Genomic DNA, 24,696 nt, shown 5'->3' on the forward strand with positions numbered 1-24,696 from the left:
TACTTACGCTTTTGTTTTGGAACGTGAAGTAATCCCTGCTTTAGAACGGAAAAGGTGTAGGTTTTCTAACGCACGTCCTGTTCCGACTGCCACACAATCAAGAGCATTTTCAGCTACGATGACAGGCATTTTTGTTTCGTCACTAATTACACTATCAAGATTTCTTAAGAGCGCTCCGCCTCCTGTGAGGACGATTCCGCGGTCCATAATATCAGCCGCAAGCTCTGGTGGTGTCTTTTCAAGCGTAACTTTTACAGCTTCCATAATGCTGTTGACCGTATCACGAAGAGCACTGGAAACTTCTTCCGCTGTAATCGTAATAGTTTTTGGAAGTCCTGTCAACAAATCACGTCCACGAATGTCCATGTTATCAATGCCTTCAGCAGAGCCTGCAGAACCTACTTCAAGCTTCAACGTTTCCGCTGTACGCTCACCAATCATGAGGTTGTACGTTTTCTTAATATACTGAATAATTGCATCGTCCATTTCATCACCTGCGATGCGAATCGATTGGCTCGTAACAATCCCACCAAGTGAAATAATCGCTACTTCTGTCGTTCCGCCACCGATGTCAACAACCATGCTTCCTGTTGGTTCCCAAACAGGTAAGTCTGCACCAATAGCCGCCGCAAAAGGTTCTTCAATCGTGTACGCTTCACGTGCACCCGCTTGTTTTGTTGCATCTTCAACTGCACGCTTTTCCACTGCAGTAATGCCAGATGGAACACATACCATTACATTCGGTTTTCTTGCAAACACCGAACGATTCTTTTGCGCTTGTTGAATAAAATACTTCATCATCGTTGCTGTTGTTTCAAAATCAGCAATGACGCCATCTTTCATCGGACGAACAGCCACGATATTTCCAGGCGTACGACCAATCATATTTTTAGCTGCATTACCTACAGCCTCAATTGAACCAGTATCTGTTCTTAACGCTACCACGGAAGGTTCACGCACAACGACACCCTTACCCTTCACGTATACAAGAGTGTTTGCAGTCCCTAAATCAATCCCTAAATCTCTTGAAAATCCACCAAACATTTATGTAACTCCTTTCATCAAGCAAAACTCATAAATATGATTATACGCTATGGAAAGCGTAAATTACAATGTTAAACATACCCTTTTTCTTTTAAACTTACATACTTTAAATCACCAATAATAATGTGATCGAGCAATTCAATCCCTATTATTTTTCCGCACTCTGCCAATCTTCTTGTCACATCGATATCTTCTCTACTTGGGGACGGATCCCCACTTGGATGATTGTGAAAGCATATAAAAGAAGCTGCTGATTTCTTTAGACCTTCTTTAAATACTTCTCTCGGATGTACAATCGAAGAATTCAAGCTGCCGATAAAAATCGTTTTCTTGTAAACTACTTGGCTTTTCGTATTTAAATACAAACATACGAAATGTTCTTGTTCTAAAAAACGCAGTTCTTCCATCATGTATTGCGCCCCATCTTCTGGTGAACGAATCACATAACGGTCTTCCATAGGCAATTGGCTCATTCTTCTTCCAAGCTCAATTGCAGCGAGCAATTCAACCGCTTTCGCATTTCCGATGCCGTGAATTTCCTTTAACTCGCTAATACTTACGTTTTTTAACGATCGTAACCCTTCAAAGTGACGAATAATCCGATTGGCGAGCTGAAGTACAGACTCGTGGCGAGAACCAGTTCGCAATATAATGGCTAGCAGCTCATGGTTCGCGAGCGCTTCCGGTCCTTTCGCAAGCAATCGTTCTCTCGGTTTATCCTCATGGTTATAATCGCGGATCATAAGCGTCGCATCAGTCAATGCCATTCCTCCTACAAAATATCTTCCTGACTGACCGTGCTGATTCCAAAGCTGTCAAGCTCTCTGACGACTCTTGAAACCGGTAACCCTACCACGCTGTAATAATCCCCTTCAATGCGCTTGACAAGGCGAGAACCTCTCCCTTGAATGCCATAGCTTCCAGCTTTGTCAAACGGTTCACCTGTTTCGATGTAGTTCTCAATTTCAGCAGCGCTTAGTTCCCAAAAGGTAACCTCTGTCGCGACCGAAAAAACGCATTCTTTTTCTTCTGAAAGAATGCATACACCTGTGTAAACAGTATGAGTTTTCCCTGATAAAGACTGCAGTGTGCGTACTGCATCACTTCGGTCTTCAGGCTTTCCCATTACCGTTTCATCAATAACAACGACCGTGTCTGCGCCAAGAACGACCGCATCTTTATGGCGCTTCCAAACATCTTCTGCTTTTTGTCTCGCAAGTGAACAAACAAGTTCCTCAGATGATAACGTAGGATCCATGACCTCTTGAATCGTACTAGGAATCACTTCGTATTTGATAGAGTTCATTGAAAGAAGTTCTTTTCTTCGAGGCGAAGAAGAGGCTAATATGAGGCGTTTCATGTCATCATCCTTTACAACGGGTTGCAAAACCATCTATTGGCAGGAGATGTACAGTAAGCATATCAAAATCTCCAAAGTTAGACAATATGCAATCCGATTCAACATTTGTTCTTTTAATTTTTCGCCATTCTTTCTCTTTTTATGACGGATTTCGCGAAATCTTTCGTACTATTTTTTTAAAATTGACGTTTATATGAACTCTTTCTCCATTTGCTTGCTTCTTCCTAGATCATGGCCGACAGATTAAGTGCTAAGAAAAAGGTGGAATGCTACGCCACCTTTTTCTCATTGGATTCTATTGCAGAGCCTTCATAAGGGAATCGTACGCTATAAAACTATTAAGAGCGGCTTGCTTTACGCGGCTGTCTTTGTTCGTTTTTAACTGCGCAATCGTCGCTCCAACTTCTTTCTCGTACGCAGCGACTGCTTTTCGTTGACCTTCTGACCATAGATGCTCTTGCTTTACTCGATACGCTTGCCATTGTTTAAAGTCTTTGCTGATGGACGCTTGTGCTTTCTCACTAACAGCCGTCATTTCAGAAAGTGTAATGAGATTTTGTAATAAGATTTTTCCGTTCACCATATATGCTTCATCACGGCGATCTGCAACGTGTAGCTTAGAAGACGAAGCATCTACCTTTCGTAACCATGTAGAGACACCTTCTTTTTTGTACGTTTGTTCGAGTGCGACCGCTTGATCTTTTTGATTTGATAACCCAATTAAAACGGCGTAGCTTGTCCCTTGCTTATAAATAGCAGCGGCAACTCCCTTCTTTTGCAAGTCGGTCCTCGCTTCCTCCGCCTTGTCTTTTGTAGCAAATAATCCGTTTTGAATACCATATAACGTGAGCGGTATTTCTTTAATCGTCACCGCTGAACTTCGCTGTGCCGCTTGTGTTGGTATAGATTGGTCGTGTTGACTAACTGAATTTCCTGTAAACAGCATGAGAATGACGGCGCCAAATGTGCAACCAATGAAGACGGCTGCAATGACAGCTGTAATCATCGGCTTTGAAAATGGACGTACATTTCGATGTTGATTTCTTAACAGCATTCGTTTGCGTTGAAACCGATGTTTCCACTGCAATTTTTGAAAGAGGGCATGCAATTGCGGCGTTTGAAATAGCGGTTCTTTCCTACTGCCCTTTTTACTTAAAAAAGATTCATTAGGACTAGGATAAATCGTAACAGCGGTTTCTTCGATTGAAACATCTTGGGCTTTATGTGACTCGTGCGTAACCGACTTCCCATTAATCGTTACATTCACTTTATTAGACGTTGTCATATGTGGTTATCCTCGCTTCCCTATAGTTTGTACCTCACTTGTGCTCTATCATCTAGTAATTACTCTATGCGTGTTTTGACATTCGTAGAACAAACGAGACAAAATGAAAGAGTCGTTTTAGGGAAGCAAGGCTAGAAATGTTGAGAAGTACCACGTTACTAGGCTATCACCCATCACGTAAGCCGCTAGGGAACCAATAGCTAGGAAAGGACCAAATGGTAGAAGCATGCCTTTTGTTACCGATTGACGAAACAATAGAAGAATACCAACATAAAGCGAACCACAAAACGTCGCTAGTATAATAGCAAGCAGCACGAGTTGCCAACCAAGCACAAGGCCAACAACGCCCATTAGCTTAACATCACCACCCCCGATTCCGCCTTTAGAGACAAGCAATACGAGATATAAGGTAAAAAAACCAACAGCACCACCAACAACCATCAACCACCAAGGATCAAAAGGAATAAACAACCGCTCTATACCGAGCAAAATACTGAAGTAGAGTAAGATACGATGAGGAATGATGAGGTAACATAAATCGGAAACAGAAATGATAAGTAGAAAAAGAAGAAAGGATAGCGCAACAAGCAGTTCGGGTGACCACCCAACAAAAGAAGGAAACAGTGGAAAGAAACAACATGCAAGGCATTCCATTAAAAAATAATGAATGGGAATACTGCGTTGACACGTTCGACATCGCCCGCGTTGCACCATCCATGAAAACAGTGGAATTAATTCGTACCAGCGAAGGAACCGATGGCAGTAGGGGCAGTGTGAGCGTGGTGCAATAATGGAATCGCCCTTTCCCATTCGATGTCCAACCACATGACCAAAGGAAGCAACGACACTTCCAAAAAGAGCGAGAAACACATAAGGTAGGCTATTCATGAAAGGGCAGCTACTACCATCACCAACGTGGTAGCAGCCTCTTTCACCTCACTTTCTTTGCATCAAATAAGAGGAAAGGTTAGACGTTCATCTCTGAAATTTTTTGCAACAAATAGCTACGCACTTCCGCAATAAAGTAAAGTGAGCCTGTTAACAACAACGGTTCCGTTTGTGAACCTTTTTGAAGCCATCTGCGGATGGCTTCATGCCAATCTTTCTCATAATACGTTTCAGAGAGTGAACATTGCGCTCTTAACATCTCGCCCTTTTGCGCGCGATGATGAGAAAAGTCTGTAAACGTAATCGATAAGGCAACTTCTTCTAACGGCGTTAACATCTCGTGAACGTCTTTATCTTGTAGCGCCCCAAATAAAATATGAAACCGCGTCTTTGGCGCATGATCGCGTAACGTTTGTAGAAGTGCTGTCATACTTTCTGGGTTATGTGCGCCATCTACTAACAACGGAAACGGTGCAGCAACATACTCAAATCGGCCGCTCCACGACGCTTTTTGCAAACCATTCGTTAGCGCCTCTTCTGAAATCGTAAATCCGTAGCGTCTGTTGAGTGCTTCAATCGTCATAACTACAATGCCGGCGTTATCAACTTGATGGGCACCAAGCATAGAAAGTGGATAAGGCCCCTTTTTATCGTCTTGCGTCGTGACGTAAAAAACCTCTTGCCCCCGCTGCTTCACGGCTGTCCGCTCTGTCTGATAAGTCATGCCCGCACACTCTAACGGTGCAGCAACCTTTTTTGCCGTGTTTATAATTACCTCTTTTGGTTCTTGCTTTTTGACAGCTGTAATGACCGGAACACCTTCTTTAATAATGCCCGCTTTATGATGCGCAATCTCAGCTAGCGTTCTACCAAGGATGTTCATATGATCATAGCCGATACTTGTAATCACAGAAACGAGGGGTGTAATGACATTCGTAGCATCGGTTAGGCCGCCTAAGCCTGCTTCAATCAAACAAATATCCGGTTGTTCTTCTGCAAAATAGAGAAAAGCCGCTGCTGTCATCGCTTCAAACTCTGACAAGCTTCCATACCCCTCCTTTTTAACTTCATCGGCAGGTTGCTTTAATTTGTGAAGAATATCCTGTAATTTTTCATGAGGAATGGCTTCTCCTTGATAGTGAATATGATCCGTAACACATTCAAGATACGGAGACGTAAATGTCCCGACCGTGTAGCCTGCTTCTTTAAAAATAGCATGTAACATCGCAATGACTGAGCCTTTTCCATTCGTGCCAGCCACATGAATACACGTAAGTTTTTTTTCAGGATGCTGCATTTTTTGTAAAACGGCACGCATTCTTTCTAAACCCATTTTCATCTCACCAGGATGTTCTAATTGTAAAAAGCGATTCACATCATCGTACGTTTGGAACATAAGATTTTTCACCCTTTCTTGTGCTATGCTAAACAATAGAGAAAACTGCTTAAGGAGGCTTCTATGAAACCATCTATGTGTTGGATTATTTATAATGGCAATTTAAATTCAGCAAAATTCACCGATTTTGCACAATGGATGGCGCGCGCCGCCGAAGACGCCGGCATTACCCCTATCCTTATCAAAAACAATGAACTGTTACCTCTGCTTCATGAACGAAAACTACTGCTTGCTGGCAAAGAAACGGAGCTACCCGCTTTTGTTATTTTTGGCGATAAAGATCTTTTTCTCGCGCGCCAGCTAGAGCTTCTTGGAATTCCTGTGTACAATTCTGCCGAGACGATTGAACGATGTGATCATAAAGGAAAAATGTATCAAGCGCTCGCCGCTCAAGGGCTTCCGCTTCCGAAAACAATCATCGCACCAAAAATCTTTCATACGCTATCAAACGATGATCACCTTGCCCTATTTACAGCGCACCTCTCGTTTCCCCTTGTTATTAAGGAAGCCTATGGCTCATTTGGTATGCAAGTATACCTCGTTCATAATGAAACAGAGCTGCGTGAAAAAGTAGCAGCACTTGGTGCTACAGAGTATATTGTACAAGAAATGATCACCTCTAGCTGGGGCAAAGACATTCGGCTTAACGTAGTCGGTGGCCAAGTGATTGCCGCTATGCAGCGAAGTAGCGAAACAGATTTTCGCGCGAACATTACAGCTGGCGGACGCAGCATGCCGTACGATCCAAGCGATGAAGAAGTAGCGTTAGCGATTGCCTGTGCTTCTGCTGTGAATGCCGCTTTCGCTGGCGTCGATCTCCTTTTTGGTCCTGATGGCTCTCCGATTGTCTGTGAAATTAATTCTAATGCGCATATAAGAAGCATCTATGAATGCACACAAATCGATGTGGCGCCAGCAATGATTGCGCATATACAAAGCGACTTAGCAAGAAGGAACGGTATGATCGGATGACCATTTCGGGCTGGCTCATTTATCAAAAACAAGCGAGTGTGACGAATGCTTCCTACATTAAGTGGATGCAAGACGAAGCTGCTGCTGTGGGTCTTTCCTTAACGCTTATGTACGTCGAAGACTTTGCTTATGGTGTGACGAATCATCGTCTTTCTCTTTACTATAACGAAGAGCACATCGCTTTGCCAACGTTTGCGATCATGCGTGGTGTAGATCCCTTCTTATCCGCTCACCTTGAAAAAATGGGCATCACGGTTTTTAACAATAGCGCTCTTGCTAGTATTGCAAACGATAAAGCGCGAACGTATCAATTTTTAGCAGGTCTTCATATACCGATGATGGATAGTATTTTTCTTGTTCCATCCCGCTTTTCGCTCGCATCGCTTCCCTTTTCCTTTCCACTCGTTGCCAAGTTAGCAAGCGGCAGAGGGGGCACTGACGTTCACCTCGTTCATCACCCAAACGAGCTTGAAGCTATATTTCGTGAGCATTTCCATGAGCGCTGGGTTTTGCAAAAGTGTTTACTACCTTATGGAAAAGATGTTCGTGTGTTTATTGTCAACAATGAGATTATCGGCGCCGTTCTTCGCTCCTCATCCACTCAGTTTCACGCCAACGTGTCACTTGGTGGCGAAGCCTCATTTTACGAGTTATCAACCGAGCAACGCCAGCTTGTTCAGCGCATTCTTGATGTTGTGACCATTGATATGGCTGGGATTGATTTTTTAGTAACAGAAAACGGCGAATTTATTTTTAACGAAATTGAAGATGCGGTTGGCAGCCGCTCGCTAAGTGCAACGAGCTCTATTAATATCGTTCAATGCTATATGACACATATTGCCCAACACTTACACAACAGTTCTCTATAAAAAAATCCGAACGTACACCCTCATCTACTTGAAAGGACGTACTGTTCGGATTTTTTTCGTTGCTAGTACTTATGCTTGTAGTTCTTGAATACGTTGGCGTACTTTATCGAGCTTTTCGCTATAATCTTGTTCTTTCGCACGCTCTTCTTCAATTACTTTTTCAGGCGCTTTCTTCATAAAGCCTTCATTGCTAAGCTTCTTCTGAACGCGCTCTACTTCTTTTTTATATTTATCTACTTCTTTTTCAAGGCGAGCAATTTCTTCGTCCAAATTAATTAAGCCTTCAAGTGGTAAGTACAGTTCCACATCAGATAACACGGCACTCATCGATTTCTCTGGTGCACTAAGACCTACCGCAATCGTTAACTCACTTGGGTTACAGAATTTCTCTAAATAGTTTTTATTTCTTTGTAGCGCATGTAACACGGTTTCTGTTTTCGCTGAAATCTCTAGTTTAATTGGTTTACTTGGTGCCACATTCATTTCAGAACGAATGTTGCGAACCGTACGAATGATTTCAGTTACTAAGCTCATGTCAGCTGCCGCTTCTGGGAAATGAAGATCCTCGCGTTTCGTCGGCCAAGCTGCTACGGTAATTGATTGCCCAACGTGCGGAAGATGCTGCCAAATTTCCTCTGTAATAAATGGCATAATCGGATGCAATAAGCGCAATGTTTGGTCAAGCACATAAGCAAGAACCGAACGAGTTGTCTTTTTCGCCGCTTCGTCTTCTCCATATAATGGAAGCTTTGCCATTTCAATATACCAATCACAAAGATCATCCCAAATGAAGTTATACAATACGCGCCCTACTTCACCGAACTCGTACGTATCCATTAAGCGCGTTACGTTTTCAGCCGTGTCATTGAGGCGTGTTAAAATCCATTGATCCGCTAAGCTTAATGTTCCACTTAAATCAATCTCTTCCGCTTTTAAGCCATCCATGTTCATTAATGCAAAACGAGAAGCGTTCCAAATCTTATTTGCAAAATTCCATGTAGACTCTACTTTTTCCCAATAGAAACGCAAATCATTTCCTGGTGAGCTTCCTGTTGTTAAGAAGAAACGCAGCGCATCGGCACCGTATTTTTCAATAACATCCATCGGATCGACACCATTGCCGAGTGATTTACTCATCTTACGGCCATCTGAGTCACGAACGAGTCCATGAATGAGTACGTCTTGGAACGGACGCTCTTCTGTAAATTCGAGACCTTGGAAAATCATGCGTGCTACCCAGAAGTAAATAATATCATAGCCGGTTACAAGCACATTTGTTGGATAATAGCGTTTCAGATCAGCTGCTTCCTCATCTGGCCAACCCATTGTTGAAAATGGCCATAGTGCCGATGAGAACCACGTATCAAGGACATCTGTATCTTGTTCCCAATTGTCAAGATCAGCTGGTGCTTCTTCTCCTACGTAAAGTTCGCCTGTTTCTTTATGGAACCAAGCAGGAATGCGATGACCCCACCATAATTGACGTGAAATACACCAATCACGAATATTTTCAATCCAGCGAAGATACGTTTTCTCAAAACGATCTGGTACGAAGTTTACTTTGTTCTCAGATTGTTGCAGCGCAATCGCCTGCTGTGCTAGTGGCTGCATTTTCACGAACCATTGTGTAGACAAGTACGGCTCAACGACCGCACCACTGCGCTCAGAATGACCAACCGAATGCATATGCTCTTCAATTTTAAAGAGAACGCCTGCCTCTTGAAGATCCTTTACGATGGCTTTACGGCATTCGAAGCGATCTAATCCTTCATACTTGCCGGCATTGTCATTCATTTTTCCGCCCTCATCCATTACGAGAATGCGTTCTAAATTATGACGATTGCCGATTTCAAAGTCATTCGGATCATGTGCTGGCGTGATTTTTACAGCGCCAGATCCAAACTCACGATCCACATAGTCATCGCCGACAATTTCAATTTCACGACCGACAATCGGTAGAATTGCTTTCTTCCCAATTAAATGCTTGTAGCGATCATCGTGTGGATGAACCGCAATCGCTGTATCTCCGAGCATCGTTTCTGGACGCGTGGTTGCCACTTCAATACTTCCAGAACCGTCTGCTAATGGATATTTCATATGATAAAAAGCACCTTGCACTTCTTCGTGAATCACTTCAATATCAGAAAGCGCTGTTTTCGTATCTGGATCCCAGTTAATAATATACTCGCCACGGTAAATGAGACCTTTGTTATACAAATCAACAAAAACTTTACGTACCGCTTTTGATAAGCCGTCATCTAGTGTAAAGCGCTCACGCGAATAATCTAATCCAAGCCCAAGCTTTGACCATTGCTTACGAATAAACGTTGCGTATTCTTCTTTCCACTCCCACGCTTTTTCGAGGAACTTTTCGCGTCCTAACTCATAGCGATTCGTTCCTTCTTCACGAAGCTTGCCTTCTACTTTTGCTTGTGTCGCAATCCCTGCATGATCCATACCTGGTAGCCAAAGCACATCATAGCCTTGCATGCGCTTGGCACGACTCATAATATCTTGCAGTGCCGTATCCCAAGCGTGACCTAAGTGTAACTTTCCTGTTACGTTCGGTGGGGGAATAACAATTGTATATGGTTTTTTTTCAGGATCACCTGTTGCTTCAAAAAATTTCCCATCTACCCAATATTGATACCAAGCGGCTTCTGTTGCCTTTGGATCATATTTCGTTGGCATAGAAAGCTCTTGCTTTTCTTCATTCGACATACATGTCGCCTCCTTTTAACATATAAAAAAGCCCCTAATCGTCTCAAAGGACGAAAAGAAGCTACATTCGCGGTACCACCTTTGTTTACAGAAAATAACGTACGTTTTCTGTACACTCATGTCATGATAACGGCTGTTCGCCGACTTTTCCTACGTGATTCCCACCTCAAAAAAGCTGCTCCTGGGCGACCTTCTGACGTTTAACATCCTTAGAAAATCTCTCAGCTACTGATTTTCCTCTCTAAAAGGGTAAATGTCGTACTCTTCCCATTCTTCGCATCTAGTATTATTCAGTTATGTACCCCTTATTTTACCGAGTGCACCATAAGACGTCAATAGCTTTCCCCCTTTATCGATGATTTATTCTATGTTGCAGTACGGATGAACGTGTTTTACTACAGTATTTTTTTGACAAGAAGTAGCTTAATGATGAATACCTTTACTATAAGAGACTCTTACTAAGGAAAGTAGGAAGGAACCATGGCTAAACGCTTTCGTCGATCATGGAGAGGACAAGGAAAAATGCAGTGGCCAAGTTGGTTAAAAAATATCCGCGATACAATCAGTCAATTTACCATCCCTCTTATCATCTTTCAAGTCATCCGGACGCTTCTCTTTCCATCGGGAGTAGATTTAATTATTATCGTCATTTTGCTACTGCTTCACGTTTGCTTTGTAGTTGAAATCCTATAAAAGCGCAACAAAAAAAGAAGATCACAGCGCACGCTTACATGTGATCTTCTTTTTCGCCTTCAAAAAATTCATCTTCTGGCTTCGCTGGCAACGGTAAACTTAAAATATCATCACAAAATTCACGGATGTGGCGCATCGCACTAATTCTCTTTTCTAAACGATTCACCAACTCAATTTGACTATGCTGCCCACGCTGATTATGATACATCTCAATAGAACTAAAGATCGGTTCTGGAAAACTCATATAACTTACGAGCAAATAACGCTCTTCCTCTGAAAGTTCTATATGGCGCTGATACAATTCAAATAGCTTACTTCCAGTTTCACGCGTCCACGTAGGTTGATGAACCGCCTTGCGAAAAAAGTAGGCAAGATCACGCACCGGTGTATCAAGCACAGCCCGTTCAAAGTTTAAGAGATGCGGTTCGCCCATGTGCGAAAAAAGCAAATGCTGACTCGATAACTGCCCATGACATAACACACTGCGATAGCGCTGTTCACTATGACAAATATCATACCAATCACGCAGCTTTCGCTTTGCATCTTCCGCCAGACGCATCATCTGATGAAAATGACTTAAATACGTAAGTGCAAAAGGTGACATGTATGTCATGCGCTCAGATTCTTCGGCAAAACGCTCCATCTCTAATTGCCGTGATTCCCAGCGTTGCATTAAATATTGAAACGAATAATCCACGACTTCTTGCGAAAAATCTTGCTCCTTCAACGTCAGCTGATGAATCTTACCAATCTCGTGAATCACCAGTTCATCTTTATCATATTCATAGCGCGGTTCAGCTGAAAACCATGGCATTAAATAATACGTATAATTGCCACTTCTGACAACATAATCACCGTGCTTTGTTGGATAGAGCGGTACAACTTGATGATACCCAAGCTCTGATAAGCGCTGAATTACATGAATAAACCACTCTTGTTCTTCCTCAGTCATACTCGTTTCTTTGAGCGCGAAGGTCCCCCTCCGCGACATGACTTTTTTCGCCTGCCCGTGATCTTCTATCTTCTCTGGATACAGATCATATTGAAACAAGACCGGTCCATAATTAATGCCTTCGCTGGAAGTGCTCATAAAGCCACCTTCCTTCGCTTTTCATCTAACCATTCAGAATAACAGTGCAGAAGAATACGATTAAAATCCCAATTTTGCTCAAATTGCTCGACCGTCGAAATGATGTGTGCAAGCTCTTTTGTTTCTAATTGTTCCACGCAATGAACAAGCTCCCATGGCATTAATAGTTCGGCTAACAGAAGGAGCCCTTGCTCTTGCTGCAAAGAATAATGCTCATTGATACAATGCAAAAGCTTTTTTAAAGAATGCGGGCCACACTCTTTCAACCAATCTCGTAAAAAATGGCGCAGCGGCAAGTAACCGCGGATGGGCTCATGATGGCTTCCTTTATAAAAAAGAATATTAAAAATTTGCTTACCATGTAACACGCTTAACGGTTGATCCATAATCGGTAGCAGGCACTCTCCCGCTGCTTTCTTCACTTCTTCTGCTTGCTTTAACCGCTTATCTGCTTCTACTAAGCATTGCTTGACACTTTCAAGTACGGTAAATTGCTTACCTAACTGATGAACAGCGCTTAAGCATTGCCCAAAAGAATAGGTTTTCTCTTGGCATAACGTACTAAATTCTTGCGAGGCTTCAAGCCCGGCCTTTAACATCGTCCCTATTAAAAGCCCCCATGCTTTTTCATGACCAGCTCGGTCATAGCTTCCTTCTACTTCGTCATGTAACGTTACATATTTGCCGTTCACTTCAATCCAGGGGTGACCCGTCGCTGTCCGAATCATTCGGTCAGCGATGGCCACACTATTCCGTCCTGTTTGATCTCGCCACTTTACATGCCACTTTAATAGATTGTCATCACTCCACAGCACCACCCGCTTTAAACCACAATCTGTATCCAGTAGCTTCCCCTTTTGTTTCCATGAAACCGTACGAAGTTCATACGCTTTTTTAATTTCTTCTATAACATTCATCGGCTTAGCGTCCTTTGGAAACGGGAATATAGATAATTTGCCCTTCTGCCATTTCTTCTTCGCTCATGCGATTAACCCGCATTAACGAATGCATGGAAATGTCATACTTTTCGCAAATCGATTCTAATGATTCCCCTCGTTGCATAATGTACATTTTCATTTTAGAAAAACGCTCTTCATTGCCGCCCAACATTTTCGTTAATGATAACGTATTTTCTTCATTACGCGCGGCGCTTAAGGTTGCTTGCTCTTCCACCTTTTCTTGTTTCTCTGGTAGTGGCACTTCTTCTACAGAATTTACAGCAGCAGGTGGGGCAGGCGGTGACTTATGCATAAACGTTTCATACACTGATTTTTTAACTTCAAGCTCCGGTTCCATACTAGCTGGTTTTTTTTCTTCTTTACGCTGATAAATAATTTGCGGTTGCTCTTCTACCGCAGCAGGTGGAGGCGGTGCTACTTCTTCGAACAGTTTCTTTGCTTCAAATTGAAACGGAGCGAAAATATCTTGCGCTTGTGCAAAATCTTGCTCTTCCATAAAGGGCTTGAGCTCTGGATCAAGCATGCGGGCATCCATTATCGGAATATTCATCGTCGCATGCTGTTGTGGCGATTCCTCGTTCATCATCTCTTCCCGATGATACACTTCTTCTTGAGGATCAGCTATCTTTTCTTGTGCCTGAAATTGTTCTTGCACCTGCTCAATAGCCGCATAAGGAACGGAAAGTGGAGGAGGTGTTTGCTCATAGGTTACTTCTTCTTCCGGCATATGCTCATATGGCGCTTCTTCTTCTGTCATATGCTCGTATGACACTTCCTCTTGCGGCATGTGCTCATACGTCACTTCCTCTTCCACCATATGCTCATTCATCATGGCTTCCTCTTCAATTCCTGAAATAGATACCGTTGCGATCAGCGCAATACATGTAGGATGTGGCAAATCATAATCAAATTCTTCAATGCCAACAAACACATCATGAAGGGCTCTCACTTTGGATGCGGGTACGGTAATATCAATCGGAAAACGATGCTCTAACTCTGCTAAGCCTTCGTCATTCATTTTCAATTGTGTAAGCGAGCGATAGGAAGCTTGCTCACGAAGGGAACTTCCTTCTAGGTTAAAATTTGCGCCTTGCGCGCACGGTCTATATTCACCATGAAGCAGTAACGCACCTCGCACGTAAACCTGTCCGTTTTCTTCTGTAACATCAATTTCTGGATCGATTGCCATTGAAACAACTTCTGCTACTTCCTGTCCGTTCTTTAACCAGATGGACTCCTCAATGGAGAAACGCAGCTTTGAAGGATTCATTGCCTTTCTCCTCCTTTCAACCTTTTATTCATACACTACAGGAATATGAGAACATACAAGAATTTATGATTGAATGAGGAAATGTTCTTGGAAATGGCAGACAAAAAAAGAACGAAGGTGTCAGGCTACTTACGTAGCGCGACATCTTCGTTCTTCGGTTTATAGTTGTGAAAATGTGTGATGAAAAGCTGCAATCGTTTGATCGATATCAGCATCGCTATGCTCTGTTGATAAGAATAACCCTTCAAATTGCGAAGGCGGTAAAGAAATACCCGCTTCAAGCATGCCTTGGAAATAACGTGTAAAGTGATCTAAATTAGAAGACTTAGCGGTCTCATAATTGATCACCTCTTCATTTGTAAAGAAAAAGCCAATCATAGAGCCAGCGCGGTTAATCGTATGAGGAATATGATACTTTTGTGCCGCTTCTTTAATGCCCGCTTCAAGTCGATCTCCTTTTCGCACAAACTCTTCATACGAAGCTGGCGTAAGCTGTCTGAGCGTTTCGTATCCTGCCGCCATTGCTAGTGGATTCCCAGATAGTGTACCTGCTTGGTAAATCGGTCCACTTGGTGCGATTTGCTCCATAATTTCTTTTTTTCCACCATACGCGCCAACCGGTAATCCACCACCGATTACTTTTCCTAAGCACGTTAAATCTGGCGTTACGCCAAAGTGACCTTGCGCACAATGATACCCCACACGGAACCCTGTCATGACTTCATCGAAAATAAGCAAGGCGCCATATTGTTCTGTAATCGCTCGTAAGCCTTCAAGGAAGCCAGCTTGCGGCGGAACAACACCCATGTTGCCAGCTACTGGCTCAACGATAATACACGCGATATCTTCACCAAATTGCTCAAAGGCATAGCGTACACTATCTAAATCGTTATAAGGAACAGTAATCGTATTGCTCGCAATCGATTCTGGTACTCCCGGGCTATCTGGTAAGCCAAGCGTTGCCACACCAGAACCTGCTTTAATAAGCAATGAATCACCATGTCCATGGTAGCACCCTTCAAATTTTAGGATTTTATTACGGCTCGTATAGCCACGTGCTAAGCGAAGCGCACTCATCGTTGCTTCTGTTCCTGAGTTAACCATGCGAATGATTTCAACAGATGGCACACGTTCAACGACAAGCTTTGCTAATTTCGTTTCCCATTCACTTGGCGCCCCAAAGCTTGTCCCAAGCTCCGCTGTTTTTTTCAGCGCTTCTACGACAGCATCATTGGCATGACCAAGAATAAGCGGTCCCCATGATAACACGTAATCAATATATTCATTGCCATCAATATCATAAATTTTCGAGCCTTTTCCACGCGCCATATAAACAGGATCCATGTTCACTGACTTAAAGGCACGTACTGGACTATTTACGCCACCTGGCATATATTTTTTTGCTTCAGAAAAAGCTTTCTTTGATTTCTCAAAGTTTCTCATGAACGTGTTCCTCCTACCGTTGTTTATTTAACCAGCGCGAAGCGTCCTTCGCATGGTACGTAATAATTAAATCTGCTCCCGCTCGTTTCATCCCTAACAACGTTTCAAGCACAACACTTTCTTCATCAATCCAACCGTTTTGTGCCGCTGCTTTAATCATGGCGTACTCTCCACTAACATTATACGCAACAAGTGGTAATGGAAAACGATCCTTTAGTTCACGTAAAACGTCTAAGTAGGCTAGCGCAGGTTTTACCATGAGAAAATCAGCGCCTTCTTCGACATCAGACTGCGCTTCACGAAGCGCTTCTAAGCGATTCGCTGGATCCATTTGATACGTTTTACGATCGCCAAACTGTGGACTACTATGAGCCGCATCACGGAATGGTCCGTAATAAGCAGAGGCATATTTCACCGAATAACTCATAATGGAAATGTGTTCAAAGCCAGCTTCATCTAATCCTTTTCGAATAGCTGCCACAAAGCCATCCATCATGTTAGAGGGAGCAATCATATCCGCACCCGCCTGCGCTTGAGAGACAGCGGTTTGCGCTAATAGTGTTAAAGATTCATCGTTTAGAACGTCACCATCTTTAATCACACCACAGTGACCATGATCGGTATATTGACATAAGCACGTATCTGCAATAACGAGGAGTTCAGGAAATTTTTCTTTAATCATCCCAATCGCACGTTGCACGATGCCATTATGATCATAAGCTGAACTTCCTACCTCATCTTTATGATTTGGAACACCAAATACCATTACCGAGCGAATGTGATGATCCACAAGATCCTGCATCTCTGCTTCTAAATAATCAAGGGAGACGTGATACACACCCGGCATTGATGGTACTTCTTGACGAATGCCTTCACCTTCTACGAAAAAAATAGGATAAATAAAATCATCCGTTGAAAGCTGCGTTTCGCGTAACATTGCACGCATACCCTCACTACTTCTTAGTCTTCTATGACGTTTAAATTCCATGTTGATACCCCTTTCTATCCATGTTTCTTCACAGCTTCTATTATACCCTCTTCCGTAAAGTGAGACGCAACAATCAGCCTATGAAAGCCTTTCATTCTAGCTTCTTTTTCCGTTACGGGACCTACGCAAACAGCGAGAGCGCTTTCTTTATACTGAAGCAATAATGGTTCCTCCACTAGTTCACAGAAAAACGCAACACTTGAAGGGCTCATAAATACGATCGCTTCCTCTGTCCCGTCTAACTTCTCATTGTCAGCGGTGCGCACGCGTTTCGTTTCATAGACGATTAGCTCCGTTACGTTAGCGACACCAGTAAGTTCATTTTTTACGGTCTGTTTTGCTAAATTCCCTTTAGGTACTAATACTTCTTCGCCACGCTTCATGACGCGAGCCAGTTCTGCCGCTAACGCGCGCCCTTCATACATTGCGGGGATTACGTTAGGTTCGATTCCTTTTTCGCGGAGCTTATTTGCCGTTTTAGGACCGACGGCAGCAATCTTTTGCTGACTTAGCGACAACTGCTTTCGATCTAACAAAGCAAAAAAATGCGCCACAGCATTTCCGCTCGTAAACACAATCCATTGAAACGCAGAAAGCTTCGCTAAGACGGCATCTACCGTAGCATCATCATGCGCACAAATTTGCATAACAGGAAAAGCAACAGGAACCGCCCCTTCCTTACGTAAAGAGGCGATTAAGCTTCCTGCCTGCTCGGCCGCACGTGTAACAATAATACGCTCACCTGCGAGCACTCCTGATGTCGTCATAGTCCTAAGTCTTTCTTTACACTTTCTAGGATCTCAGTCGCTCCTTGTTCTTGTAGTTGCACAGCCAATTGCACACCAAGAATGTTCGCATCATGTGATTGTGCCGTTTCTTTAAGAATGTTCGTACCATCTGGTGTACCAACTAAGCCTGTGAGCGAAATCGTCCCGTTGCTTTCTTTTTGCGCAAAAGCTGCAATCGGCACTTGGCAACCGCCTTCTAACGTATGAAGAAACGCACGTTCTGCCATAACCGTTTCAAATGTTTCATCATCATTCACATGGTGAAGGAGCTGACGCAACTCGTCATCACTTTCACGACACTCAATGGCTAATGCCCCTTGACCGACCGCTGGTAAACTAAGCGAAATCGGTAAAAATTCTGTAACCGTCTCTTTAGACCATCCCATGCGCTCAAGACCTGCTGCAGCTAGTATAATCGCATCAAAGCTACCGTCTTTTAACTTGCTAAGGCGCGTATCAATATTCCCTCGAATCGAGCGAATCGTTAGATCAGGACGCTTATGTAAAAGTTGTGCCGCTCTTCGTAAAGAGCTCGTCCCAACAATCGCTCCAGCCGGTAATGAAGCAAGTGAATCGTACGTATGGGAGATAAATGCATCACGCGGATCGACGCGTTTTGGCGTGCAGCCGATCATTAAACCTTCTGGCAATAGCGCCGGCATATCTTTCATACTATGTACAGCCATATCAATTTCTTTCGAAAGAAGTGCTTGCTCAATTTCTTTTACAAATAAGCCTTTACCGCCCACTTTAGAAAGCGTAACATCAAGAATGACATCACCTTTTGTTACAATTTCTTTGACTTCAAACTCAAACGGTAAGCCGAGTTTTTTTAACTGATCGATAAACCAATTTGTTTGTGTTAACGCAAGCTTACTTCGTCTTGAGCCTACTATAATCTTTCTCATCTGCCATTCCTCCTACTTGAAGATCCAACCTCTTAATCGTACCAAAAATGAAATGTCGTAAAGGTAGAAGCTAAGAAAAAATTGATGAGGACAACGAGAAACGCAGCGCTATTCCAAAACACCATCTGTTTTCCTTGCAACCCTTTTGCTACTTTTTGATACAAAAAATTACTATATACAATTAAAACAATAAAGGACGAAATTACTTTTACATCCAAAAACGAAAACGCTTGAACTTTTATGTACGCCCAAATAATTCCTAAAATCAAGCTCAATAAAAGTAGCGGTACGCCGGTCATATTAAGAACGAAAGACAGCTGTTCCAGCACCGATAAACTTCCTAAGCGCTGAAGCCGCTTGCTCCATTTTTTTTGCTTTAACAAACGATATTGCAATAAATACATCATCGAAAAAATAAAAGAGAGCGTAAACGCGCCGTAGGAGACGAAAGCCATCGTAACATGAATGACGAGCAGCTCTGATATTAAGCTCATCGATACGGAAGAAGCTGTATCCTCGCCCGGTGCAAATAAATTAAATGACATAATAAAAAAGCCAACGACGTTCGTAAAAAAGACGAGAAAATCAATTTTAAAAAACCAATTTAATAAGAGCGAAAACGTGACGAGCACCCATGCGTAAAAAAACAAGCCTTCAAACGGCGTCAGTAACGGTGGTCGACCTGTAACAATCATACGCTGAAAAAAGAACATGCTTTGTAAAATCCAAACAAAAGAAAGCAACCAGAAAGCCATGCGATTCGCTTTCCGGTTGTTTTGTAAAAAGTCGATAAAATAACCAATGATGCTTAACGCATACAAGATAATGGTCGTATCATATATCCAATTAGCATTCTGCATTTGCATAATAGCAACTCCTCTTGCGGAGCGTAAATGACATCATAATCATACCGAAAAGGAAGGAGTCATTTCAACGGCCGGTGTTTCTACTTGCTGTTGTTCTTGACGTATAACCTCTTCTTCAATAGCAAAAATTTTCGTAAAGAAGGAAAGCGCTTGTTCCGCTTCTTCTTCTCCTGCCATCTCTTTAATGCGCACAATTGGATCACGCAACAATTGATTGACAATGCTTTTCGTATGCTTGCTTAACACTTTTCGTTCACGATCAGTTAAGTTAGGCATCTTACGTTCAATGCTTTGCATCGTATCGGCTTGAACAGCTAACGCTTTATTGCGCAGTGCCGTAATCAATGGAACAACACCAAGCGTGTTAATCCATAGTTGAAAAGCAACGATTTGCTCTTCAATCATGAGCTCGATTTTCTCAGCTTCTTTTTTACGTTCTGCTAAGTTCGCCTCAACAATGCCTTCTAAATCATCAATGTCGTATAAGAACACACTTTCAAGCTCATCTAACGCAGGATCCAAGTCACGCGGAACAGCAATATCAACCATAAAGAGCGGTCGCCCTTTTCTTTGTTTTAACACAGATTCTACCATGTTTTTTGTCACAACATAGTCCGGTGATCCCGTCGAAGTAATCACAATATCCGTAGAAGCTAACACGGTCGTTATGTCTTCCATTGCATGTGGTGTTCCTTCAAACTTTTCGGCAAGCTCAGCGGCTTTTTCAAAGGTACGATTCGCAACATGAACGCTTGCAACGCCATTTGCGTGCAAGTGCTTAGCTGCTAGCTCGCTCATTTTCCCTGCCCCAACAAGTAAAATATCTTTCTCGTTCAAGTCACCAAAAATTTTCTTCGCAAGTTCTACTGCTGCATAACTAACGGATACAGCATTTTCACCAATCTCTGTTTCAGAGTGGGATTTCTTTGCAAGTGTAATGGCTTCTTTAAATAAGTGGTTAAAGATCGTTCCTGTTGTGCCTTTTTGTTGTGCTAACAAAAAGCTATCGCGCACTTGTCCTAAAATTTGTGTTTCTCCAAGTACCATAGAGTCAATACCTGCCGTTACCCGGAAGAGATGCTCTACAGCAATTTCCTCTTCACGAATGAAAAGAAAAGGCGTAAGTTCATTTTTATCAATATCAAACCAATCAGCAAGGAATGATTTCATATAATAACGACCGGTATGAATTTGGTCGACAACAGCATACATTTCCGTACGATTACATGTCGAAACAAGCACACATTCTAATATGCTTTTTCGTTCGCGAAGAGCTACCATAGCCTCCGTTAGCTCCTCTTGTGAGAACGACACTTTTTCACGTATTTCAACAGGCGCTGTTTTGTAATTTAATCCGACAACAAGGATGTGCATCCCACTCACCCCCTTTACATATTTCCACTGCAATTTACGATAATTATAACATGTATTAAACGATAATAATTATAAATCTGCTTGCTTTTTTGTGACAGAACGGCAAAAGTTTTTTCCAATCTTTTTCCTATTCTGTCCAGCATCACAATTTCTATTAAAAAGAGGTCCCTAATTTTCCTTGGAAATTTTTTCAGAAAAAAGTGACAGGACAATCTTTAGAAAACGACCCCTGTAGTTACACGCATTTACTGATCATCGTAAAATGTTGCTTTTTGGAGAAGGCGTTCCCTATCTACTATACCAAACATGTTGGCTGACGCCAACCAGACTTTCTTCGCAACCATCCTCGTCATTCTCTTCATCCACTGAACATGCTTATCGAACAGAAAGACATGAGAGGAAACTTCTATTACATAAAGAAGGACATTTCTTCTGTTTTGTAGCGCAAGCAGGGAATTGACTTGCTTGCATGCCGGGTCGATCTGCTGCGCGCAAACCAGAATCTCTTGTGCGCTCACTCTTTTCGCAATTATTGAATAACGTTTACGCTATTTCTTCTCATTTTTGAGCGCATTTACGAGAGGATCTCTTCATTTGCTCTATTTTTCATTCCTTACCTACATTGTTGGAGGCGATTTATCTGATCTGCGCGCAAACGGACCTCGGCTGCGCGGAATCACGTTACTTCTATGTTAAACGGAAACAAAAAGATACCGAGCCCTGCTAAACATAGCAAGCGCTCGGTACCAAATTTATCTTTTCATATGTTCTATAATTGAACCCCACGCAGCATCTTTTCCATATCCGGTTTCAGATGAAAAGAGCAACAATGGATCTTCTGGTTTCTTTTTCAACGTTTCTTTAACGACTTTTAAATGCTTTTGCCATTTACCTTTAGGGATTTTATCACATTTTGTTGCCACGATAATAACTGGAATCTCATAATGCTTTAACCATTCATACATGAGCACGTCATCAACAGATGGTGCGTGGCGTAGATCTACTAGCAACACAACAGCTTTTAATTGTGGACGCTCCATAATGTAACGCTCAATCATTTTACCCCAAGCTTCACGCTCAGATTTAGATACTTTCGCAAAACCGTATCCTGGTACGTCTACGAAATACAATTGATCATTAATGATATAAAAGTTTAACGTCTGCGTTTTCCCAGGACGAGACGACGTACGCGCGAGATTTTTCCGCGCAATCATCTTGTTAATAAACGATGATTTTCCTACATTGGATCGACCAGCGAGCCCGATTTCCGGCAACTGATCGACCGGATACTGTTCAGGCTTTACCGCTGATATAACGATATCAGCTTTTGTTACTTTCATGATTATTACTCTCCTACTAGTGCATGTTTCAGCACTTCATCAAGATGGTTGACCGGAATAAATGTTAAATCATTGCGTACACTTTCCGGAATATCCTCTATATCTTTTTCATTTTCTTTTGGCAGAATAATCGTCTGCAGCCCCGCACGATGAGCACTTAAGCTCTTTTCCTTCAAACCACCAATCGGTAACACACGTCCTCTTAAGGTAATTTCTCCAGTCATCCCCACATCTTTTCTAACTGCTCTACCTGAGAGTGCCGATACGAGTGCGGTTGCCATTGTAATACCAGCAGAAGGACCGTCTTTTGGCGTTGCTCCTTCTGGAACGTGAATGTGAATATCCGTTTTTTCATAAAATTGCGGATCAATGCCAAACTCTTTGGCACGAGAGCGAACGTAACTTAGTGCCGCATGAGCAGATTCTTTCATCACATCTCCCAGTTTTCCAGTTAAGCTTAACTTTCCTTTTCCAGGCGTTGTTGATACTTCAATCGATAACGTGTCGCCACCTGCTGTCGTATACGCAAGTCCTGTAGCCGCCCCTACTTGATCTTCCATTTCGGCTTGTCCGTAACGGAAACGTGGCTTGCCTAAATAGTCTTCAATATTCTTAGCAGTAATCGTCACGCGTTTCTTTTCGCCAGCTACAAGTTGTTTGGCACCTTTTCGGCATAGACTAGCAAGCTGTCGCTCCATGCTACGAACGCCTGCTTCACGGGTGTATTGACGAGCTAATGTGACAATGGCTTCGTCTTTTACTTGAAATTGTGATTTCTTCAAACCATGTGCTTTTAATTGTTTAGGCAGCAGATGATTTTTGGCGATATGCACCTTTTCCACCTCTGTATAGCCCGCAATCGATATAATTTCCATGCGATCTAAGAGCGGCCCTGGAATCGTTGCTAAATTGTTCGCTGTCGTAATGAACATTACTTTTGATAAATCATACGGCTCTTCGATAAAATGATCGCTAAACGTATTGTTTTGTTCAGGATCTAAGACTTCTAACAGCGCTGACGATGGATCGCCACGAAAATCATTGGCCATTTTATCGATTTCATCTAATAAGAAAACAGGATTGATGCTACCCGCTTTTTTCATACCTTGAATAAGTCGACCTGGCATCGCACCAACATACGTGCGGCGGTGACCGCGAATTTCCGCCTCGTCTCGAACCCCACCGAGTGAAATGCGCACAAAGTTGCGACCGATGGCCCGGGCAACGGAACGAGCAAGTGATGTCTTACCAACGCCTGGAGGTCCTGCTAAACAAAGAATTGGACCTTTCAAAGACTTAGTTAACTGTTGAACGGCAATGTATTCTAACACGCGTTCTTTCACTTTCTCAAGCCCATAATGATCTTCATTTAAAATCGTTTCTGTATGATTTAAATCAAGACGATCTTCTGTTTCTGTCGTCCAAGGTAAATTAATAAGCCACTCAATATAATTGCGAATTACGGAACTTTCTGCTGACGAGCCTGGCATCTTTTCGTAGCGATCAAGTTCTTTGAAAGCAATTTCACGCACATGCTCTGGCATATCACTACCTTCAATTTTCTCTTTAAGCGTAGCAACCTCGCCGCTTTTTCCTTCCTTGTCGCCAAGTTCTTTTTGGATCGCCTTCATTTGTTCACGTAAATAATATTCTTTTTGCGTTTGTTCCATCGCTTTTTTGACGCGTTGACCAATTTTCTTTTCTAGCCCTAACACTTCTTTTTCATTATTTAATAGCGAAATAAGATGATGCAGGCGATCTTTCACATCAATAATTTCAAGAACTTTTTGTTTTTCTTTAATTTTTAATGATAAATGCGAAGCAATCACATCCGCTAAACGACCAGGTTCTTCAATATCCTGAACCGATGCTAGCGTCTCTGGCGTGACTTTCTTTGAAAGATTTATGTACTGTTCAAATTGTTGAAGCGCGGTTCTCATCAATGCTTGTGCTTCGATATCAGACTGCTGTTCTTCTTCAATCAATTCGATTTCAACCGCTAAGTACTCTTCTCCATCAATATAACGCAGTATTTTTCCACGCTGAACGCCTTCGACAAGAACGCGAATCGTCCCATTTGGAAGCTTTAGCATTTGATTGACTTTTGAAAGGGTACCAATCTCATATATTTGCTCTCCTGTTGGATCTTCTACAGCTACTTCCTTTTGAGTAGAAAGAAAAATATGCTGATCATCGAGCATAACCTGTTCTAACGCTTGTACAGATTTCTCCCTTCCCACATCAAGGTGGAGCACCATCGTCGGGTACACCAGCAGGCCGCGAAGAGGAAGGAGGGGAAGAATACGGGTCTTTTGTTTCTCCATTTAAAGCACCTCCAAGTACTGCTATCCGTTGATCGCAATCAACACGAAGCAGCCGCCTTTTTTCACATTTGGCATTTTCGATAAAACCCGTAGAACGCATGATCATAACATACTGTTT

At 42.5% G+C, this 24,696-nt stretch carries 21 protein-coding genes and 1 other annotated feature; of the genes, 3 read left to right on the forward strand and 18 right to left on the reverse strand.

Features of this window, described 5'->3' with window-relative positions; all coding sequences use genetic code 11:
• Positions 1 to 3: 3 nt before the first annotated feature.
• The 6 genes from A374_RS11380 to A374_RS11405 all read right to left on the reverse strand — a co-directional run bounded on the left by A374_RS11380 (position 4) and on the right by A374_RS11405 (position 5,973).
• Positions 4 to 1,044, reverse strand: coding sequence for a rod shape-determining protein (locus A374_RS11380; protein ID WP_007202360.1), 1,041 nt, complete (start codon positions 1,042 to 1,044; stop codon positions 4 to 6).
• A 71-nt stretch (positions 1,045 to 1,115) separates the two neighbouring features.
• Entirely contained in the window at positions 1,116 to 1,787 is a 672-nt protein-coding gene (gene radC, locus A374_RS11385; RefSeq protein WP_083842027.1) for a RadC family protein, read from the reverse strand.
• 29 nt (positions 1,788 to 1,816) lie between these two features.
• Entirely contained in the window at positions 1,817 to 2,404 is a 588-nt protein-coding gene (locus tag A374_RS11390) for a Maf family protein (RefSeq protein WP_007202362.1), read from the reverse strand.
• A 295-nt stretch (positions 2,405 to 2,699) separates the two neighbouring features.
• Positions 2,700 to 3,689, reverse strand: a complete 990-nt coding sequence (locus A374_RS11395; protein ID WP_007202363.1) for an SPOR domain-containing protein — start codon at positions 3,687 to 3,689, stop codon at positions 2,700 to 2,702.
• A gap of 117 nt (positions 3,690 to 3,806) precedes the next feature.
• Positions 3,807 to 4,577: a prepilin peptidase gene (locus A374_RS20060; protein WP_040340537.1), complete on the reverse strand. Its 771-nt coding sequence runs from the start codon at positions 4,575 to 4,577 to the stop codon at positions 3,807 to 3,809.
• A gap of 79 nt (positions 4,578 to 4,656) precedes the next feature.
• Positions 4,657 to 5,973, reverse strand: coding sequence for a bifunctional folylpolyglutamate synthase/dihydrofolate synthase (locus A374_RS11405; RefSeq protein ID WP_007202365.1), 1,317 nt, complete (start codon positions 5,971 to 5,973; stop codon positions 4,657 to 4,659).
• 63 nt (positions 5,974 to 6,036) lie between these two features.
• Here A374_RS11405 and A374_RS11410 point away from each other — a divergent pair, with 63 nt between their 5' ends.
• Entirely contained in the window at positions 6,037 to 6,945 is a 909-nt protein-coding gene (locus tag A374_RS11410; RefSeq protein WP_007202366.1) for an ATP-grasp domain-containing protein, read from the forward strand.
• The gene (locus A374_RS11415; protein WP_083842021.1) at positions 6,864 to 7,814 is read left to right on the forward strand and encodes an ATP-grasp domain-containing protein; all 951 of its coding nucleotides are present in this window, start codon (positions 6,864 to 6,866) and stop codon (positions 7,812 to 7,814) included. The genes A374_RS11410 and A374_RS11415 overlap by 82 nt, the downstream gene beginning before the upstream one ends.
• 69 nt (positions 7,815 to 7,883) lie before the next feature.
• Here the strand turns inward: A374_RS11415 and A374_RS11420 are convergent, their stop codons facing one another.
• Complete coding sequence (locus A374_RS11420; protein WP_007202368.1) at positions 7,884 to 10,535, reverse strand: valine--tRNA ligase; 2,652 nt, start codon at positions 10,533 to 10,535, stop codon at positions 7,884 to 7,886.
• Positions 10,536 to 10,578: 43 nt separating this feature from the next.
• Positions 10,579 to 10,819, reverse strand: a binding site (T-box leader).
• Positions 10,820 to 11,015: 196 nt separating this feature from the next.
• Between A374_RS11420 and A374_RS11425 the strand changes: the two genes are divergently transcribed.
• Positions 11,016 to 11,228 (forward strand): hypothetical protein, encoded by a 213-nt coding sequence (locus A374_RS11425; RefSeq protein WP_007202369.1) that lies wholly within the window; start codon positions 11,016 to 11,018, stop codon positions 11,226 to 11,228.
• Between the two features lie 34 nt (positions 11,229 to 11,262).
• Here the strand turns inward: A374_RS11425 and ysxE are convergent, their stop codons facing one another.
• The 11 genes from ysxE to lon form a co-directional block, all read right to left on the reverse strand.
• On the reverse strand, positions 11,263 to 12,318 hold the full coding sequence (gene ysxE / locus A374_RS11430; RefSeq protein ID WP_007202370.1) for a spore coat protein YsxE: 1,056 nt from the start codon (positions 12,316 to 12,318) through the stop codon (positions 11,263 to 11,265).
• On the reverse strand, positions 12,315 to 13,235 hold the full coding sequence (locus A374_RS11435) for a hypothetical protein (RefSeq protein WP_007202371.1): 921 nt from the start codon (positions 13,233 to 13,235) through the stop codon (positions 12,315 to 12,317). Before A374_RS11435 ends, ysxE begins: the two co-directional genes overlap by 4 nt.
• Before the next feature lie 4 nt (positions 13,236 to 13,239).
• Positions 13,240 to 14,547 (reverse strand): LysM peptidoglycan-binding domain-containing protein, encoded by a 1,308-nt coding sequence (locus tag A374_RS11440; RefSeq protein WP_007202372.1) that lies wholly within the window; start codon positions 14,545 to 14,547, stop codon positions 13,240 to 13,242.
• Positions 14,548 to 14,706: 159 nt separating this feature from the next.
• Positions 14,707 to 15,990 (reverse strand): glutamate-1-semialdehyde 2,1-aminomutase, encoded by a 1,284-nt coding sequence (gene hemL, locus A374_RS11445; RefSeq protein ID WP_007202373.1) that lies wholly within the window; start codon positions 15,988 to 15,990, stop codon positions 14,707 to 14,709.
• A 13-nt stretch (positions 15,991 to 16,003) separates the two neighbouring features.
• Positions 16,004 to 16,978: a porphobilinogen synthase gene (gene hemB, locus A374_RS11450; protein ID WP_007202374.1), complete on the reverse strand. Its 975-nt coding sequence runs from the start codon at positions 16,976 to 16,978 to the stop codon at positions 16,004 to 16,006.
• 14 nt (positions 16,979 to 16,992) lie between these two features.
• A complete protein-coding gene (locus tag A374_RS11455; RefSeq protein WP_007202375.1) occupies positions 16,993 to 17,745 on the reverse strand; it encodes a uroporphyrinogen-III synthase in 753 nt (250 codons plus the stop codon).
• Positions 17,742 to 18,674 (reverse strand): hydroxymethylbilane synthase, encoded by a 933-nt coding sequence (gene hemC / locus A374_RS11460; protein WP_007202376.1) that lies wholly within the window; start codon positions 18,672 to 18,674, stop codon positions 17,742 to 17,744. The genes A374_RS11455 and hemC overlap by 4 nt, the downstream gene beginning before the upstream one ends.
• A gap of 32 nt (positions 18,675 to 18,706) precedes the next feature.
• The gene (locus A374_RS11465) at positions 18,707 to 19,540 is read right to left on the reverse strand and encodes a cytochrome c biogenesis protein (RefSeq protein ID WP_007202377.1); all 834 of its coding nucleotides are present in this window, start codon (positions 19,538 to 19,540) and stop codon (positions 18,707 to 18,709) included.
• Positions 19,541 to 19,579: 39 nt separating this feature from the next.
• A complete protein-coding gene (hemA, locus tag A374_RS11470; protein WP_007202378.1) occupies positions 19,580 to 20,914 on the reverse strand; it encodes a glutamyl-tRNA reductase in 1,335 nt (444 codons plus the stop codon).
• A gap of 752 nt (positions 20,915 to 21,666) precedes the next feature.
• Complete coding sequence (yihA, locus tag A374_RS11480; RefSeq protein ID WP_007202379.1) at positions 21,667 to 22,254, reverse strand: ribosome biogenesis GTP-binding protein YihA/YsxC; 588 nt, start codon at positions 22,252 to 22,254, stop codon at positions 21,667 to 21,669.
• 5 nt (positions 22,255 to 22,259) lie between these two features.
• Positions 22,260 to 24,578, reverse strand: coding sequence for an endopeptidase La (lon, locus tag A374_RS11485; protein ID WP_007202380.1), 2,319 nt, complete (start codon positions 24,576 to 24,578; stop codon positions 22,260 to 22,262).
• Positions 24,579 to 24,696: the final 118 nt, after the last annotated feature.

Origin of the sequence: Fictibacillus macauensis ZFHKF-1, assembly GCF_000269865.1 — a bacterium.
Taxonomy (GTDB): domain Bacteria; phylum Bacillota; class Bacilli; order Bacillales; family Fictibacillaceae; genus Fictibacillus_C; species Fictibacillus_C macauensis.

Excerpts from the sequence above, each read along its gene's own strand:
- A374_RS11435 (WP_007202371.1), bottom strand. The coding sequence starts at position 13,235 with ATGAATGTTATAGAAGAAATTAAAAAAGCGTATGAACTTCGTACGGTT.
- A374_RS11415 (WP_083842021.1), top strand. The coding sequence starts at position 6,864 with ATGCACACAAATCGATGTGGCGCCAGCAATGATTGCGCATATACAAAG.
- A374_RS11425 (WP_007202369.1), top strand. The coding sequence starts at position 11,016 with ATGGCTAAACGCTTTCGTCGATCATGGAGAGGACAAGGAAAAATGCAG.
- hemC (WP_007202376.1), bottom strand. The coding sequence starts at position 18,674 with ATGAGAAAGATTATAGTAGGCTCAAGACGAAGTAAGCTTGCGTTAACA.
- A374_RS20060 (WP_040340537.1), bottom strand. The coding sequence starts at position 4,577 with ATGAATAGCCTACCTTATGTGTTTCTCGCTCTTTTTGGAAGTGTCGTT.
- A374_RS11455 (WP_007202375.1), bottom strand. The coding sequence starts at position 17,745 with ATGACGACATCAGGAGTGCTCGCAGGTGAGCGTATTATTGTTACACGT.
- A374_RS11395 (WP_007202363.1), bottom strand. The coding sequence starts at position 3,689 with ATGACAACGTCTAATAAAGTGAATGTAACGATTAATGGGAAGTCGGTT.
- hemL (WP_007202373.1), bottom strand. The coding sequence starts at position 15,990 with ATGAGAAACTTTGAGAAATCAAAGAAAGCTTTTTCTGAAGCAAAAAAA.
- A374_RS11420 (WP_007202368.1), bottom strand. The coding sequence starts at position 10,535 with ATGTCGAATGAAGAAAAGCAAGAGCTTTCTATGCCAACGAAATATGAT.
- A374_RS11465 (WP_007202377.1), bottom strand. The coding sequence starts at position 19,540 with ATGCAAATGCAGAATGCTAATTGGATATATGATACGACCATTATCTTG.
- lon (WP_007202380.1), bottom strand. The coding sequence starts at position 24,578 with ATGGAGAAACAAAAGACCCGTATTCTTCCCCTCCTTCCTCTTCGCGGC.
- A374_RS11440 (WP_007202372.1), bottom strand. The coding sequence starts at position 14,547 with ATGAATCCTTCAAAGCTGCGTTTCTCCATTGAGGAGTCCATCTGGTTA.
- hemB (WP_007202374.1), bottom strand. The coding sequence starts at position 16,978 with ATGGAATTTAAACGTCATAGAAGACTAAGAAGTAGTGAGGGTATGCGT.
- A374_RS11410 (WP_007202366.1), top strand. The coding sequence starts at position 6,037 with ATGAAACCATCTATGTGTTGGATTATTTATAATGGCAATTTAAATTCA.
- radC (WP_083842027.1), bottom strand. The coding sequence starts at position 1,787 with ATGATCCGCGATTATAACCATGAGGATAAACCGAGAGAACGATTGCTT.
- A374_RS11405 (WP_007202365.1), bottom strand. The coding sequence starts at position 5,973 with ATGTTCCAAACGTACGATGATGTGAATCGCTTTTTACAATTAGAACAT.
- hemA (WP_007202378.1), bottom strand. The coding sequence starts at position 20,914 with ATGCACATCCTTGTTGTCGGATTAAATTACAAAACAGCGCCTGTTGAA.
- A374_RS11390 (WP_007202362.1), bottom strand. The coding sequence starts at position 2,404 with ATGAAACGCCTCATATTAGCCTCTTCTTCGCCTCGAAGAAAAGAACTT.
- ysxE (WP_007202370.1), bottom strand. The coding sequence starts at position 12,318 with ATGAGCACTTCCAGCGAAGGCATTAATTATGGACCGGTCTTGTTTCAA.
- yihA (WP_007202379.1), bottom strand. The coding sequence starts at position 22,254 with ATGAAAGTAACAAAAGCTGATATCGTTATATCAGCGGTAAAGCCTGAA.
- A374_RS11380 (WP_007202360.1), bottom strand. The coding sequence starts at position 1,044 with ATGTTTGGTGGATTTTCAAGAGATTTAGGGATTGATTTAGGGACTGCA.